At 70.1% G+C, this 15,945-nt stretch carries 10 protein-coding genes; 3 read left to right on the top strand and 7 right to left on the bottom strand.

Annotated elements, in window-relative coordinates; all coding sequences use genetic code 11:
* Window positions 1–3 precede the first annotated feature (3 nt).
* Together SACXIDRAFT_RS19100 and SACXIDRAFT_RS19095 are read right to left on the bottom strand one after the other, a co-directional pair.
* Window positions 4–912: a universal stress protein gene (locus tag SACXIDRAFT_RS19100; protein WP_006240317.1), complete on the bottom strand. Its 909-nt coding sequence runs from the start codon at window positions 910–912 to the stop codon at window positions 4–6.
* Between the two features lie 125 nt (window positions 913–1,037).
* Window positions 1,038–2,207 (bottom strand): ROK family transcriptional regulator, encoded by a 1,170-nt coding sequence (locus SACXIDRAFT_RS19095; protein ID WP_006240316.1) that lies wholly within the window; start codon window positions 2,205–2,207, stop codon window positions 1,038–1,040.
* 288 nt (window positions 2,208–2,495) lie between these two features.
* Here SACXIDRAFT_RS19095 and SACXIDRAFT_RS19090 point away from each other — a divergent pair, with 288 nt between their 5' ends.
* A complete protein-coding gene (locus SACXIDRAFT_RS19090; protein ID WP_006240315.1) occupies window positions 2,496–3,458 on the top strand; it encodes a sulfite exporter TauE/SafE family protein in 963 nt (320 codons plus the stop codon).
* Between the two features lie 152 nt (window positions 3,459–3,610).
* On the top strand, window positions 3,611–4,474 hold the full coding sequence (locus tag SACXIDRAFT_RS19085; RefSeq protein ID WP_006240312.1) for an alpha/beta fold hydrolase: 864 nt from the start codon (window positions 3,611–3,613) through the stop codon (window positions 4,472–4,474).
* Window positions 4,475–4,584: 110 nt separating this feature from the next.
* On the opposite strand, the gene SACXIDRAFT_RS19080 is transcribed toward SACXIDRAFT_RS19085, so the two are convergent.
* Entirely contained in the window at window positions 4,585–5,259 is a 675-nt protein-coding gene (locus SACXIDRAFT_RS19080) for a hypothetical protein (protein WP_006240311.1), read from the bottom strand.
* A 185-nt stretch (window positions 5,260–5,444) separates the two neighbouring features.
* On the opposite strand from SACXIDRAFT_RS19080, the gene SACXIDRAFT_RS19075 reads away from it, so the two are divergent.
* On the top strand, window positions 5,445–6,104 hold the full coding sequence (locus SACXIDRAFT_RS19075) for a TetR/AcrR family transcriptional regulator (RefSeq protein WP_006240310.1): 660 nt from the start codon (window positions 5,445–5,447) through the stop codon (window positions 6,102–6,104).
* A gap of 8 nt (window positions 6,105–6,112) precedes the next feature.
* On the opposite strand, the gene SACXIDRAFT_RS19070 is transcribed toward SACXIDRAFT_RS19075, so the two are convergent.
* The 4 genes from SACXIDRAFT_RS19070 to SACXIDRAFT_RS19055 all read right to left on the bottom strand — a co-directional run bounded on the left by SACXIDRAFT_RS19070 (window position 6,113) and on the right by SACXIDRAFT_RS19055 (window position 15,928).
* A complete protein-coding gene (locus tag SACXIDRAFT_RS19070) occupies window positions 6,113–11,614 on the bottom strand; it encodes an ATP-binding protein (RefSeq protein ID WP_006240309.1) in 5,502 nt (1,833 codons plus the stop codon).
* A gap of 396 nt (window positions 11,615–12,010) precedes the next feature.
* A complete protein-coding gene (locus SACXIDRAFT_RS19065) occupies window positions 12,011–12,826 on the bottom strand; it encodes a DUF2382 domain-containing protein (protein ID WP_040922792.1) in 816 nt (271 codons plus the stop codon).
* A 204-nt stretch (window positions 12,827–13,030) separates the two neighbouring features.
* The gene (locus tag SACXIDRAFT_RS19060; RefSeq protein ID WP_006240305.1) at window positions 13,031–14,221 is read right to left on the bottom strand and encodes an RtcB family protein; all 1,191 of its coding nucleotides are present in this window, start codon (window positions 14,219–14,221) and stop codon (window positions 13,031–13,033) included.
* A 129-nt stretch (window positions 14,222–14,350) separates the two neighbouring features.
* Window positions 14,351–15,928: a cupredoxin domain-containing protein gene (locus tag SACXIDRAFT_RS19055; RefSeq protein WP_006240304.1), complete on the bottom strand. Its 1,578-nt coding sequence runs from the start codon at window positions 15,926–15,928 to the stop codon at window positions 14,351–14,353.
* Window positions 15,929–15,945: the final 17 nt, after the last annotated feature.

The following is a 15,945-nucleotide window of genomic DNA, read 5'->3' as shown; positions in this document are numbered from 1 at the left end:
TCGTCAGCTCTCGCCGTTCTTCGGGCGCACGACCATCACAGGGCAGCGCGCGTGGTGGATCAATGCCTGACTGGTGGAACCGAGGAGCAGTCCGGTGAAACCGCCCCTTCCCCTGCTGCCGACGACCACGAGCTGCGCCGTGGCCGACCGGTCGAGAAGCTGCCTGCGAGGGCGGTCGCGCACCAGTACGCGCTCCACGGAGACCTCCGGGTACGTGGCCCGCCAGTCCGCGAGTTGCCGGTCGAGCTGCTCCCTGACGTCCGTCTCCTCGGGGGAGTTGGTGAAGAACAGCCTCGCGCGGCGCAGAAGGCCCTCGTCCTCGACGTCGGCCCACGCGTGCACGGCCACCAGCGGAGCGCCCCGGTGCCGGGCCTCCTCGAACGCGCACGCCACCGCGTGCTCGCTCAGCGGGCTGCCGTCCATGCCCACCACGATCGGACCGCTCGACGGCGGGTCCGTGCGGTTCTCACCGCAGCGGACGACGACCACGGGAGCGTGCGCGTGCGCGGCCACCGCGACGGCCGTCGAACCCGCCAGCATGCCGGTGAACCCACCAAGCCCCGACGCCCCGAGCACCACCAGCGCCGCGTCGCGGGAACGGCTCGTCAGTGCGGGAACCGGAGGTTCGTCCACCGCCTGCGGCGACACGGAAAGATCGGGCGCGACCCGGCGCGCCTCCGCCGCCGCGGTCTCGACGATGGTCCGCGCCTCCTCCAGCAGGGATTCGATCACGCTGGGTGGCACGGGTGCCTCGGTGGCGAAGTACCGTGCCACGAGCCCGTACGCGTACACGACCCGCAAGGAAAGCGCTCGGCCTGCGGCACGTTCCGCCGCCCACCGCAGGGCCCTCGTCGCGGCCTCGGACCCGTCCACCCCGACAAGGACGGCACGCCGGGCGCCCTCCTCCGCCATGTCCGCTCCCTTCCGCCCGCAGGCGGGCACGCGCACCGGCAGGCACAGCCGACCGTAAGGCGGGGCGAGCACACGTCGCCGCCGTCGTTGGTCCCTTTCGTCCGGGGACTTCGGACCCGCGCGCCTCAGCCTGCCCGCACCAGCGAGAACGGATGCGCATAGAGCCTTCTCAGCAAGCCCGTGCAGGCGGCAACGGCCTGCACGTCGGGGCCGAAACTGCTGGTGGTGACGATGTCGCCGCTGGGAAGCACCGTGGTCGCCGCGTAGGCGGAGTAAACGGCGGCGAGATACTCGGGGGCGTCGGTGAACGCCTGCCCGCCCAGCACCACGACGTCCGGGTTGACGACGTCGCGCAGGAGCCCCACCGCCGTGCCGAGTGCGCGGGCACGCTCGGTGAGAATGCGGTCGGCCGCCGCGTCACCGGCCAGCGCCGCCTGCCGCACCCCCCGGATTCCAGGGCGGTGCCCGACACCGGCTCGCGCGGCCCGCTCCAGCACCGCACGCTCCGCGACGGTCACCTCGAGACATCCCGTCCTGCCGCACCCGCACGGCACATCCCCGCCGACGGGCAGGTGCGCGATGCTGCCAGCCTGCCCCGGCCCCCTGTGGAGGATGCCGCCGACCGCCACCGCGACACCGACCATCTCCCTGGCGTAGAAGTAGAGCGCGCTGCGCGCACCGGCCGCCTCGCCGAACAGCAATTCGGCCGTGGCCATCGCGGGCACGTGCCCGTCGAGGTGGACGGGCAGCCCCGTGACCTCCTCGACGATGCGCCGCGCCGGAACCCCGCGCCAGCCGAGCGGGCCGTGATCGATCAGACCGCGTTCGGCGTCCACCTGACCTCCCGACGCGAGGCCGACACCGACGATCCGGCGTTCCGGCCAGTGCGCCAGCAGGGTCTCCACCTCACGCGAGATCCGGTCGAGCACCTTCTCCGGCCTGCCCTGCGGGGTCGCGATGCGCACGCTGTCCAGCAGGACACCGCGAAGCGTGCTCAGCCCGTACGTGGTCGTGGTGATGCCCACGTGGACGCCGCATGCGGCGATGACGTCGTCGTTGAGGTCAACCGGCACCGTGGGCCTGCCGACCTCCCCCTTCACCGCGACGGGCGGTGACTCGCTGAGCAGTCCCAGCTCCGTCAACGTCGCGATCTGCCTGCTGACCGTGGGCAGGCTGAGCGAGGTGTGCCGGGCGACGGCCCGCCGGGACAGCGGTCCGTGCACCCTGATCGCATCGAGGACCGCCGCCGCGTTCGCCTCACGGACCCGGCCTCCCCGCCCCGGCGCACCGATCATGCCGAGCGATCCTCTCTGCCGATCCGACCACTGCCGACAGCCCAGCGAACGGACCGCCGAGGTGTCAACGCGGTCCACGACGTGGACCGTCGTGGACCGTCGTCGGCGATTATTTTCAGTGTTTTCCGAAACCACGACGGAAATGGCGTTGTGCCCAGCACGTGAGAATGTCGTGCTCTTCCCCGTGTGTGACTGTCAGGCTCGGGATCTCCGAAAACCCTCTGCCGACCGGGTTTTCCCACCGGGTCCGCCACGAAAAGCGGGTCAAGGAGGAGACGAGAGGATTCAATGCGCACATTGGTGCTGTTCGGTGTGGCCGGAATGCTCGCGCAACTCGTGGACGGGTCGCTCGGAATGGCTTTCGGTGTGACGGCCACGACGACATTGGTCACGGTCGGAACCGCCCCCGCCGTCGCGTCCGCGGCCGTGCACCTCGCCGAGGTCGGCACCTCACTGGCCTCCGGCGCGGCACACTGGCGGTTCCGCAACATCGACTGGCCCACCGTCGGGATGCTCGCCGTACCGGGCGCTGTCGGCGCGGTGCTCGGTGCGTACGTCCTGACGTCGCTTCCGACGGGACTCGCCGAGGTCTGGATCACCGTGGTGCTGCTGTCGCTCGGGGCCTACGTGCTCGTGCGGTTCTCGTTTCTCCGCCTCGGCACGTTCGTGGCAACCCGCCGTCCGGGAGCACGGTTTCTCGCGCCGCTCGGCGTCGTCGCGGGGTTCGTCGATGCGAGCGGTGGCGGTGGCTGGGGACCCGTCGCCACGACCACGCTGCTGTCCTCCGGCAGGCTCGAACCGCGCAAGGTCGTCGGATCGGTGGACACCTCGGAGTTCGTCGTCGCGCTGGCGGCCAGCATCGGGTTTCTCGTCACCCTGCCGGGGCAGGAGTGCCTGAACTACACGGTCGTGCTCGGGCTGATGATCGGTGGTGTGCTCGCCGCGCCCGTGGCGGCCTGGCTGGTACGCCTCCTGCCGCCGAGAGTGCTCGGTTCCGCCGCGGGCGGACTGATCGTGTTCACCAACGCGCGGTCACTGCTCCGCGCGACGGACGCGAGCACGGGCGTCACGACGGCTGCGCTCGCCGCCGTCGTCGTGCTGTGGGCGGCAGGGCTTGCCTCGGCGATCCGCTCGGTGCGCCAGGAGCGGCGCACCGGCGGCACGACGGCCACGCAGGGCGGCGGGGCGACAGCCACAGCCACCGTCCTCGGCGCGGACACCTCGGCGCGCGAGCGAAAACCGGTGCGTTGAGGGTGCGCTGAAAGTGCGCTGGGAGCGTGCGGCCGTGTTCCGGCGATCGCGACCGGTGCGATTCGCGCGGGCAACCCACCGATCTCCTCCTTCGTTGTGCGCTGTCAGCGAACTCGCCGGACATCGGGCACGGACGGCCTTACGATCACGCGGTGGTGAACATCGCGGTCAATGGTGCGCGGCTGGCCTACGACGATCTCGGGACGGGGACTGCCGTGGTGTTCGTGCATGCCGGAATCGCCGACCGGCGCATGTGGGACGACCAGTTCGAGGCGCTGGCCGCCACCCACAGGGTCGTGCGGTACGACTGGCGGGGATACGGGGAGTCCGGCGACGCGTGCGGCCGGTTCGCCCACTACCGGGATCTGCTCGCGCTGCTCGACGCGCTCGACATCGAACGGGCCACGGTGGTGGGAGCGTCGATGGGCGGCGCCTACGCCATCGACGCGGCGCTGGCGGCACCACACCGCGTGTCCGGCCTCGTGGTGCTCGGATCAGGACTTTCCGGCCATGTCTGGCCGGATGCCATGCTCGCCGCCGTGCGCGAGCACGTCCACAGTGCGGTGCCTGCCGAGCGCCTCGCCCGCTACCGCGAGGGAAACGCGAAGCACATCGACCCCAGCGACGTCGCGGCGATGGCAGTCGCGCAGGCCCGGTTTCTCGTCGCCGGCCCCGACCGCGACGCCGAAACGGTGGAGCCCGCTGTGTGGGAGCGCGCGCTGGCGATGCTCGACGGCGTGTTCAGGCGATTGTGGACGGCGCCGCCACACGAGGAGGAGACACTCGATCCCCCTGCCCTGGGGAGACTTTCCGAGCTGACCGTGCCGCTCACCGTGATCAACGGGCTCGCCGACGCGCCGTGGATCCGAAAGGTCGCGGGACTGCTCTGCACCGGCGTGCCGCATTCCCGTCGCATCGATCTGCCCGGAGTGGGTCACCTGCCGTCCATGGAGCGTCCCTCGGAGGTGACGGCGGCCATTCTCGACACAGTCGGCCTCGCCGCCGCTCAAGGGTGAGCGATCGGACCGCCCTTTCCCGTCGTCGATCATGACCGCTTTCGAGCACCGGCGCCTGAGAGCGATGCGCTGTCATGTGCGGTGCCGACCGGCACGCACCGGATCACTTCTCACCCACCTGACCGGCGGGCGCGGTCGAGCGCGGGGCCGAAGCGTTTCCTCACGGCGTGCCAGGCTCGGATGACCTCGGCGCGTTCGGGTTCCACGGGCTCGGGGTCGGCGCGATCTCCCTGGAACGACAGCAACAACTGCACGACCCTGCCGACCACGTCGGGGTGTCCCAGCGGCACCGGCGGCTCCACCCGTACGGCGGGATCGGTGGCCCTGGTGACGAACGCGGCCACACGCACCCCCCTGGCGCGCAGCCGCTGCCGTTCCTCCGCTGTGTCCGAGTCCCACCACGTCCTGAACGACCCGTCGGGGTCGGCGGGGACGGCGCCGCGCACCGGCGCGGGATCGACGACCACCACGCTGCGAACCTGACCGGTGTGCTCGCCCGCCAGCCGGAGCGCGGCCTCCGCGGCCGTCGCCGCGGCCACCAGGTGGACGCGCTCGGACACTCCTGACAGCACATCCTCGACCGACGGCGCCTCGCCGACCTCGGCAGGCAACCTGCACCAGCCGATGTGGAGATGCTCGGCAAGCGGCCTCCACGTCGCGGGCAGGGTCTCGTGTTTCGCCTCGCCTGCCGGGTCGAGCACGAGCACCACGGGCGCTCCCTCCGGCCCCTGCCACACCACGGCAGGCCCCGCTCCACGCACGCCGTCCTCGTGGAAATCCCTCATATCCGAGGACGTACCCCGATTGTGATCGAGGTATGCGTTCACGCCGCGTGTGCCGGGTGCGCCCCGCTGCGGTGCACCCGGTCCGTTCACACCGCGTTGAGCATGCGCCCACGCTCGGCCTGGCGGGCGACACAGGCTGCCGTGTCCTCTGCGGCAAGGGCGGCGGGTTCGTAGACTTGCGGGTTATGCCCGGTCGAGGCCGCTACCACCACGGCGATCTCCGGCGCGCCGTCGTCGATGCCGCTGTCGAGATCATCGCCCAAGACGGCATCGGGGCCGTCAGCCTTCGCGATCTGGCCCGCCGCGCCGGTGTCTCACACGCCGCACCCGCACACCATTTCAAGGACAAGGCTGGTCTGCTCACGGCCATCGCCATCGAGGGTTTCGAGATACTCGCCGACTCGCTGGAGGAGGCGCTGAGCATCACTCCTCTGCCCCTGCTGGAATTGGGCGTGCGGTACGTCCGGTTCGCGACCGACCATCCTGGCCACTTCGAGGTGATGTACCGGCCGGACATCTACGACCGGGACGACCCCGAACTGCTCGCGGCACGGTACTGGGCACGGCGTGTGCTGCGGTCGGGCGTCTCCGTGGGGGCACCACACCAGGAGAACGGCGCCGAGGCATTGGCAGCACTCGCGGCTTGGTCCCTCGCGCACGGGTTCGCCACGCTCGTCCGTAGCGGGAACCTCGACGAGTACCTCCAACAGATTTCTCCGACGGACCTGTTCCGGCGCATCGTGATCCAGATCCCGCTGCCGAGTCAGGCGGTGTCCGGCACCGAGATCGCTGAGATCCTCGGCGTCTCCGGAAGCGAATCCCCCGATGACCCCGGCACCACCTGACCTCGTCGTCAGCCCTGCCCGAGACCACGCTCCACGGCGGTGATCAGCTCGGGACGCAGCGACTCGGGGGCGATGACCGCGTCCACGGAACCCACCTCGACGGCCCTGCGGATGGAGTGGATCTCGTCGAACTCCGAGGCAACCTCACCGAGTTTCTCCGCCCGCACGGACGTCTTCACGTCGGCGAGTGCCGTCGCCAGTTCGGCCCGCTCGGGTCCGCTCGCCTCGGCAAGTCGTGCCTCCAGCTCCCGCACCCGCTCGTCGGCCGCCGTGCGCGCGGCGACTTCGCCTGCGAAGACCACGGCCGCGGCAGGCGCACCGCCGATCACCGACGCGAAGGAACCGTCCACCGCGAGCACCGTCATGTTCGGGTTCAACGCCTTGGAGAAGACCACGAACGCACCGCCGTGGTAACGCGAGATCACACAGAACACGATCGGGCCCTGGAAGTTGACGATCGCGCGGCCGATCTCCGCGCCGTACTCCAGCTGGAGCTTGCGCATCGACTCGGGCGAGCCGTCGAACCCGGAGAGGTTGGCGAGCACCACCACGGGACGGTTCCCGCTCGCCGCGTTGATCGCCCTCGCCACCTTCTTCGACGAGCGCGGGAACAGGGTGCCCGCCGTATAGGTGTCGGGACCGTCGGTGGGCGGGAAGCCGCGCCGGGGCACCGAACGCGACTCGATGCCCACCAGGCACACCGGCCACCCGCCGAGGTGCACGTCCTGGACGACGGCGGTCTCCGCGTCGGCCATACCGGCCCATCGTTCGAGCACGGGATGATCGGCGTCGGCGACCGCCCGCATCACGGTGCGGATGTCGAACGCCTTCTTGCGGTCCGGATTCGTCTCGCGCGAGAAGATCTCCCCGACCGTGGTGAAGTCGCTGCCGACGACGTTGTGCGGGTAGGTTCGCACGTCTCGATCGCGCGGGTCGGTGGTGGCCGCGCGGCGCGGGCCGGTCTCACCGGGCGCGACGTAGGTGTGGTCGTAGTGCGCCATGAGCACGTCGCGGGCACCCGCGAGATCCGCCGCCCAGTACTGGGCCTGCCCGTTCGGCCCCATCACCCTGTCGTAGCCGCCGATCCCGAAGTTGTCCTCGGCTGAGACACCACCGGAGAAGTCCAGCGACTGCTTACCGGTGAGCACCATCGCGGAGTCCGGCGTCATGACGAGGATGCCCTTGGTGTGCATGAGCATGGTCGCCTCGGCGTTCCAGTAGGGCTGGGCGCCGACGTTGATCCCCGCGACGACCACGTTGATCTCGCCGCCGTCCTGGGTGAAGTGGACGATGCGCTTCAGCGCTGCGGCCACCCAGTCCATGTTCTCCGTTCCCGAGTCCATGGCGATGCGGGCACCGGCGGACAGCGCGAACCATTCCAGCGGCACGCCCATGCTCTCCGCGAGGTCGAGCGCGGCGATGACCCGCGCGCACTCCGGTTCCGCGAGCGCGCCGAGCGACTTCGTCGGATCGCCCAGCAGCACGACGCGGGTGACGCCCTGCGGATGGCGGACGGTCGGGGTGGTCACCACGCCTGCGACGATGCCTGCCGTGTTGCGGCCTCTCGGCCGCTCGACGGGAACCAGCACACCGTCGTCGTCGAGGTCGTGCTCGACGAAGCTGCCCTTCGTGCCGGTGAGCAGGCCGATCAGCTCGTACGGGTAGACGGTGTTGCGCCTGCGCGCCCTCAGCACCTTCTGCCCGTAGGCGTCGAGCGGCCGGACGGCCTCGGTGGACGGCGTGGTCATCCGCACGGTGACACCGGAGCCGTGATCGTGCGTGATGCGCACGGCGACCTCGCGGGTCTCGCCGGTGGCGGGATCACGGCGCCTGCCGAGGAACTCGACCAGCTCGACGCCCGCACCCGCCGTGGTGGGCACGACGCGGCTGGCCACGTCGCGCAGTTCGCCGGCGGTGAGATCGATCAGCGGCCACACGTAGATGACGACGCGGTTGGTGTCGAGCCGCTTCTTGGCTGGCCGCCGCACCTGCTGCTCGCGAATGGCGTCGAGGCAGGCGGCCAGCGTGCCCTCGACGTCGGGCAGCGCGAGCACCCTGCCGTCCGAGTCGCGCAGCGGCGTGAGGTCGCGCACCTGCGCCATCGCCACGAACCGTTCGTCAGACGGGTTGTCCGGCGCCACGCACCGCACGAGGTGGACCTCCTCGTCGGCCGAGGGCAGCCGGGTGAGATCGAACTCACCGAGGCGGCGAAGCTGGAGGCGCAGCGCGACCAGCGGGTGCAGGCCACGGATCAGCCTGTCCTCGGCGAGACCGTTCGCGGAGATCCGGAACGTGAAGTGGTGGTGCATCACCGACCCGCTGCGTCCTGCCACGGTGACGGTCACGCGGCGCACCGACGTCGGCAGCGGCACCTCCGTGAGTGTCGCGAACAGTTTCGCGGCCGCGGTGTCGTCGTCGGCGAACTCCTCCGACCATGCCAGGTAGAGGTCGGCCACAACACCGGTACCGCCGGGTGTCTCTGAGGCGACCGCGCCGATCGCGTGCAGCGCGTCGGTCAGATTCCGCGGATCGGCCGCGGTGGACACCAGCCGCACGTGTTCGCCGTCGGCCTCGTACTCCGCCGTGACACACGGGAAACCCTCGACCCTGCTGACCCGCGTGTTCTCGAGCGACCGGTCGCGGTAGTACCGCCCCACCATGACCTCCAGCAGCGGGCCGAGGTCGGTGGTCTCGCGGTGGAGGCGCTGGCCGAGCAGCCGCACCAGCGGCTCCGCGCAGGCCACCATCTCCGCGATGCGCTCTGCCCTGTCCGCTGCGTCGGGGTGGGCGTCGAGGTAGCGCAGATGCGCGCGCACCCTGGCATAGGTCTCGGCCCTCTTGCGGCGCAGCATCGGCTGGGCGAACCACCGGAACACGACACTGCGGGCGAGGTCGGCCACCACAGGGAACCGCACCTGGGTGGCCACCACGAGGTGTTCGAGCATGTGCCCGAGAGGCTCCCGCACGGACTGGCCCGGAGCGGGTTCGGTGAGCCACTGCCGCAGGAGCGCGGTGACCACGCCGATGTCACCTGCCGCGCGCTGCTGCGCGCAGAAGAGCCGGAACACGGCCTCGGTCAGTCCGGGCCCCTGCTCCAGGTCCTCGACTCCGTAGTGGGCCAGTGCACGGGACAGCCGCTCCCGGAACACCTCCGACAGCCCCGCCCTGTCGGCGTCGAGACTCTGGAGGTAGGTGTGGAAGTACTCGCGCGGACTGTGCAGGCGGGTGTCGGGCGAGCGCTCGTCATCGACTGGCCGGTTGCGGCTCAGTTCGGACAGGTCGGCGAACAACCGCAGCAGTTCCAGCTCGGCCTTCACCGGACGGTTGCCCTGCCGGACCAGCTCCTCCCGTGCGGCCAGATAGTCGCGCAAGGCACGGCTCTCGTCGTGCGGGTCGAGGTCGTAGCCGAGCAGGCGGCTGCGCAGGTCGGCCATGGCACGCTCGGCGCGCTCGCCCGCGTCGGCAGGCTCAGGGGGCTCGGGCAGTTCGAGGTCCTCGCCCCTGGCCTCGGTGCCGACCGCGCCGGTGTCGCCGACGTCGAGCGGTTCCAGCCGCAGCAGCGGCGCACCGGCCTCCACCTGGCTGCCGATCGACACGGCACGTTCGCGCAGCACCGCACGGAACGGCGCGCGCAGCACCGTCTCCATCTTCATGCTCTCCAGCACGAGCACGGGCGCGCCTGCCTCCACCTCGGCACCGACCTCGACCGGTGCCGCCACGACCAGCGCTGGCGCCGGAGAGCGTACAACCCCGCCCTCGTCCCTGCTGATGCGGTGGACGGTGCCCTCGACCTCCACGACATGGACAGGGCCGTGAGTTCCGGTGACGAACCGGAAGCGTCTCCCGTGCGCCACGAGCTGGCCCGTCGCCTCACTGTGGCGCTCGATCTCCAGGTCCACCCTGTGTGCCGAGGGCCCGTCCTCGATGGTCACCCCGAACCGGTGGGGGCCCGTGCGGGCCACCGTCACCCGGTAACCCGTTCCGCGCAGTTTCAGCTCGACCGTGCGGTTTCCGGTGTGCCGGATCTGCGGCCGTCCACCGTGCGCGGTCGAGAGCAGGTGCCGCTGTTCGGCGCTCTCCTCCTCGGTGTAGGAGTCGATGGCCGCCACAGCCAGTGCGACCCCGGCGTGCCTTGTGGCGCGGAGGCGGCCCTCTCCCCTGACCCGGTCGATCCAGCCGGTGTCCGCACTGGCCTCGATCACCTCGGGTGCGTCGAGCAGGTCGAGCAGGAAGCTCTTGTTGGTGGAGCCGCCCTCGATCAGCACGCTCGTGTCCGCCACCGCCCTGCGAAGGCGCGCCAGCGCCTCGTCGCGGTCGCGGCCGTAGGCGATGATCTTGGCGATCATGGAGTCGAAGTCGGCGGGGATCGTGTCCCCCTCGCTCACACCCGTATCGACCCGGATTCCCGGGCCGGCGGGGAAGGTGAGGAGGCTGATCCGGCCGGGCGCGGGAGCGAAGTCGCGATCGGGGTCCTCAGCGTTGAGCCTGGCCTCCACCGCGTGCCCGAGTTCGGACGGCTTCTCACCCTCCAGCCTGCCGCCCGCGGCGACGTGTAACTGAGCCTTGACGAGGTCCATCCCCGTGGTGGCCTCTGTGATGGGGTGCTCGACCTGGAGCCGGGTGTTGACCTCGAGGAACGCGAACATGCGCTCGCCGGGGTGGTAGAGGAACTCCACCGTGGCGGCGCCCCGGTAGCCGACAGCGAGCACGAGCCGCTCGGCGGACGCCTTCAGCTCACCGGTCTGCTCCGGCGACAGCAAGGGCGACGCGGACTCCTCGATGACCTTCTGGTTGCGCCGCTGGATCGAGCAGTCCCGCACGCCGAGCGCCCACGCCGTGCCCTGCCCGTCGGCGATGACCTGGACCTCGACGTGCCGGGCACCCGTCACGAGCCGTTCCAGGAACACGACACCGCTGCCGAACGCGCGTTCGGCCTCCATCCGCGTGCGCTCGTAGGCGTCGGTCAGCTCGGCCTCCGACGACACCACCCTGATACCCCTGCCGCCGCCGCCGGCGGTGGCCTTCAGCATCAGCGGGTAGCCGATGCGCTCGGCCGCCGCCTTCGCCTCGGCGAGGTCGTCCACAGGGCCGCCGCTCCACGGCGCCACCGGAACGCCGACCTCCTCGGCCAGCAGCTTCGCGCCGATCTTGTCGCCGAGCCTGCGCATGGCCTCCGCGCTGGGGCCCACGAACGTCACGCCGAGCCTGTCGCACAGCTCCGCGAAGGCAGGGTCCTCGGCGACGAATCCCCAGCCGACCCACGCCGCGTCGGCACCCGACTCCACGAGTGCCCGCTCCAGCGTCTGGAGGTTCAGATACGGGCGGGCGGACGCGGGGCCGAGGCAGTACGTGTGGTCGGCCTCCCTCACGAAGGTGGCCCCCCGGTCGGCGTCCGTGTAGAAAGCCACGGTCTCCAGTCGCGGCCCGCCTCCGGCGTTGCGCTCCCTGACGGCGTGGATGAGCCGCATGGCGGCCTCTCCGCGGTTGACGATGGCGACCCGACGGAACACCCGAACTCCCCTTACCCTCCTACGACGACACGCGAAAGGCACGGGCGCTCCGGCGCGCGAAGCGCGAGAGACACCCGGCCCCTGCCACTCTCGCGGTTCGCCCCCGTGCGCGGGAATGATCGGACCCACCACGTCGCGTCACAGGAGTTTGTAGGAACCCGCCAAACGACACGCGGCTCAGCCGGTCACGACGCCGTCACCTGCCCCGTGAAACCTGGCCGGACGGCCCGGGCCGCGCCCGAGTGCCTCACGAACGCTCCCTTCGCCAACCCCAGGCTGCGAATCCACTGGTCAGCGCGTTCTTCGAGTTCCGGTCGAGCACGTCCAGTTCGGGACAGCGAAACGGCCGTGGGCAGGACGATCGATTCCTGCCCACGGCCGTTTCCGGTCGCCTGCTCAGGTCTGTCCTGTCCTGCCCCGGCGACCGCCCTCCTCCTCGATGTCGAACTTCTCCTTGCGGACCTCGCCCGCGACGGTCTCCTCCTCGGTGACCGTCTCCTTGCCGAGGCGAACCTTCTCGACGGGGACGTTCTCCTTGGTGACGCGCGCCTCCTCGCGATGGAGGGTGACCTCCTGCTCCTCCTCGCCGATGTCGTGCGTCGTGCCCCGGTCGGCCTCGGTGATGGGCTCGCGTTCGATCCTGACCTCCTCGTGCGTCACCGGCACGGTCATCTGCTGTTCCTCGGTGACGACGTACTTGCGGAGGCGAACCCTGCCCGTCTCCACGTTCTCGGTGCCTGCCCGCAGCCGCTCCTCCGACCGCATCATGGACTCGTCCTCGGACGTGTCCATCGTGGGCGGCATGCCCGCCTGCTCGGTGCGGCCCCGCTCACTCATCGTTCCGGCGGCAGTGCCAGCCTCCTGTTCGCGCGCGGACTCCTCAGGCATGGCGGACCTCGGGGTCGGCAGGTTGTAGTGGCGGTACAACTGCGCGCTCTCCTCACCGCTCAGGTCGCTGTCGGTGTCGGTGCGCGGAGCGTCCGAGACCTGGTCCTTGGACACCACCACGTGCACGCCGTCGGACTCCACATGAGCGCCCTGCAAGGGGACGAAACTCTCCTTCTGCCCGAACAGGCCCGTCCGTACGGTCACCCATTCCGGCTCCCGTGAATCGTCCGACAGGTAGACCGTGCCCACCCTGCCGATCTTGCGACCCTCCGCATCGACAACCGAGTTGTCAACGAGTTCCTCCGGACGCAGTGTCGTTGCCACGATCGCCGCTCCCTTCACGCTGGTGTGATCACGGAAAAGGCCGAACAGCGCCAACCGCCCAACCCACATCATCAGCGTTGCCAGGACACCGGATGTGAAACCGGAACCGAGGTCAGCACCCCCACACGGGTGAGTGAGTCGCTCTACAGGGGACGTGACTGCACACGCAGCGTCGAACAACCACGAACAACGACGGCGCGCACGTCACCCCTTCACACACACCACCTGCTTGAGGTGGGCGACCACCTCGACCAGATCGGTCTGTGCCGCGATCACCGCGTCGATGTCTTTGTACGCCGAAGGGATCTCGTCAACGACTCCGGCGTCCTTGCGGCACTCGACTCCCCTCGTCTGCTCGGCGAGGTCGGCGGCGCTGAACCGCTTGCGCGCCTTCGTCCGGCTCATCCTTCGTCCCGCACCGTGGGAGGCAGAGCGGAAGGACGCCTCGTTGCCGAGTCCGGACACGATGTAGGACCCGGTGCCCATGCTGCCGGGGATGATGCCGAGATCTCCCTTGCCCGCCCTGATCGCGCCCTTGCGGGTCACCATGACATCGACGCCGTCGTAGTGTTCCTCGGCGACGTAGTTGTGGTGGCACGAGATCGGCTTCTCGAACCGGACACCGGGAACCGTCTCGGCCAGCGCGCGCTGCACGAGCGCCAGCATCGTGGCCCTGTTGCGGGCCGCGTACTCCTGCGCCCAGTACAGGTCGTGCCGGTAGGCGTCCATCTCGGGGGTTCCGGCCACGAACACCGAGAGATCGCGGTCGGGCAGGTCGGCGTTGTGCGGCAGCGACCTCGCGATGTCCATGTGCCGCTTGGCGAGTTCGTTGCCGATCCCCCGCGAGCCGGAGTGGAGCATCAGCCACACCCTGCCGTCGTCGTCGCCGCCCTGTTCGAGGCACACCTCGATGAAGTGGTTGCCACCGCCGAGAGTGCCGATCTGTCGCCGCGCCCGATCGAGCAGTGGGTGCACGCCGGGATGCAGCGACGAGAACGCCGACCAGAACGCCTCCCACCCGCCGAGGCCGGGCACCGTGGCCGGATCGACCGGCTTCGAGTGCAGGTCGAAGCCGACGGGCACAGCGGCCTCGATGCGGCGGCGCAGCGCGCCGAGGTCGTCAGGAAGGCCGGAGGCGGTGAGGGAGGTGCGCACCGCCGACATCCCGCAGCCGATGTCCACTCCCACGGCCGCGGGTGAGACCGCGTCGCGCAGGGCGATGACGCTGCCGACCGTGGCGCCCTTCCCGTAGTGAACGTCGGGCATCACGGCAAGCCCGTGGATCCACGGCAGCGTGGTCACGTTGCGGAGTTGCCGCATCGCGGCCTCCTCCACCGTCGCCGGGTCGGTCCACAGTCGAATGTCCGACCGGACTCCCTCGATCGTCGTGTACACGTTCACCACCTCGTATCCGTTGTGCCTGCACCATTCCCGATCTCCGGCACCTCGGGCAACAGCATTTCCGGACACGAGGACGTCGCGTCCCCCGGCAGGCCGCCGCCGGGGGACGTGACGCAGCGATGATCACCCGGCGGCGTACTCCGCTGCGCGGAGGATGCGCCGCTTCTCCGCCTCGGAGATCACACCGTCGGCCTCCAGTTCCCCTGCAAGCTCGGCAGCACGCTGCGCGAGATCACCGTGCCGGTGCGCGGCGTGCGACGCCAGCACGTCGTTGATCGTGCAACCGTCTCCGGTATCGACGTTGGCGACGGTGGTGTCGTGCCCGCCGATCGACACCGTGGACCGGATGTCCGATCCGGGGCAGGCGTCACCGTCGGCCGCCACGACGGTGAACGTCACCTTCCCGTCCTCGGACCTGTTGCCCGCGTGGTCCGTGGCGTGGAAGAGCACCGTGTGCTCACCCGGTTCGTTGACCACGACCGGTTCGCCGTAGGCAGTGTAGGAACCGCCGTCGAGGGAGTACCTGAGGAACCGGACGCCGGAGCCGGGGTCCTTGGCCGACAACGACACCGTTGCCGAGTCCACATAGGCCCACTTCGCGTTCTGCGACCCGGTGAGCTGCACCGTGACCTCGGGCGGCGTGGTGTCCTCCTCGTCGGCCTCGACCAAGGTGAAGGTCACCGACCCCGGCTCCGAAGTGTTGCCGGCGTGGTCGGTCGCCCGGTACCGCACGGTGTGATCGCCAGGTGCCGAGACATCCACGGGCGCGGTGTAGGACGTGAAACCACCGCCGTCGAGGTCGTACTCCACGGTCTTCACACCGGAGCCCTGGTCTTCCGCGTCGAGCACCACCGTGGCCGTGCCCACGACGTTGCCTTCGCCGTCCTTGTCACCCTCGATCACGGCGGTGACTTTCGGCGGGTCCGTGTCGCCGGGATCGCCTTCCACCACGCTGAACGTCACCGACCCGGTCTCCGAGGCGTTGCCCGCCGCGTCGGTCGCCCTGTACTGCACGGTGTGGTCGCCCGGTTCGGACACCGTGACAGGCGCGGTGTAAGGCCGGAACCCGGTGTCGTCGATCTCGTACTCCACGCTGTCCACTCCGGACTCCGCGTCGCTAGCGTTGATCGCCACCGTGGCCGAACCCAGGTAGTTGCCGTCCGCATCTTGATCACCGGATACCGTCGCGCTCACCTCCGGAGGTGTGGTGTCGTCCCCGCCGCCTCCTTCGGTCACCACGAGCACACCCTGCATCGCCGAGTGCCCCGGAATCGCGCAGTAGTACCGGTAGGTCCCCGGCGTCAGGTTGACCTCCACCTCGTACCTGCCGCCGTTGGCGTCGAACGGGCTGGCGACGATGTTGAGGCTGACGTCCGTGTTGTGCTCGGGCGACGACGTGTCGAAGGTCAGCGTATGCGACATGCCGGTGGTGTTGCCGGTCGCGGTGCTGTTCTCGAACACGATCGTCGTGGGCCCCGGCTCCGCTGTCGCCGGCGCCGAGGTGTACTCGGTCACGCTGTCGCCCGCCGTCCAGGTGAGCACCTGCTGCTGTGCCGAGGGCACGGAGTCCCCGTCACCCTGCGCCGCGCCTGCGGGAACGAGCCAGAGCGCGATCAACGAGGTGACGAGTGCGGCCACCGTCGTGCCGCGTACCGCTGTTCGGCGTCTCGCCCTCAGGCGGGCCACCAACTTCCGGATCATCGTTGACTCCACTTCTC

The organism is Saccharomonospora xinjiangensis XJ-54 (assembly GCF_000258175.1).
Taxonomy (GTDB): domain Bacteria; phylum Actinomycetota; class Actinomycetes; order Mycobacteriales; family Pseudonocardiaceae; genus Saccharomonospora; species Saccharomonospora xinjiangensis.
Note: the sequence above shows the minus strand (reverse complement) of the source record. Positions and strands in the feature narration are given on the sequence as shown.

Coding starts and splice junctions, on each gene's coding strand:
- SACXIDRAFT_RS19100 (WP_006240317.1), bottom strand. CDS start 912: ATGGCGGAGGAGGGCGCCCGGCGTGCCGTCCTTGTCGGGGTGGACGGG.
- SACXIDRAFT_RS19095 (WP_006240316.1), bottom strand. CDS start 2,207: ATGATCGGTGCGCCGGGGCGGGGAGGCCGGGTCCGTGAGGCGAACGCG.
- SACXIDRAFT_RS19090 (WP_006240315.1), top strand. CDS start 2,496: ATGCGCACATTGGTGCTGTTCGGTGTGGCCGGAATGCTCGCGCAACTC.
- SACXIDRAFT_RS19080 (WP_006240311.1), bottom strand. CDS start 5,259: ATGAGGGATTTCCACGAGGACGGCGTGCGTGGAGCGGGGCCTGCCGTG.
- SACXIDRAFT_RS19075 (WP_006240310.1), top strand. CDS start 5,445: ATGCCCGGTCGAGGCCGCTACCACCACGGCGATCTCCGGCGCGCCGTC.
- SACXIDRAFT_RS19055 (WP_006240304.1), bottom strand. CDS start 15,928: ATGATCCGGAAGTTGGTGGCCCGCCTGAGGGCGAGACGCCGAACAGCG.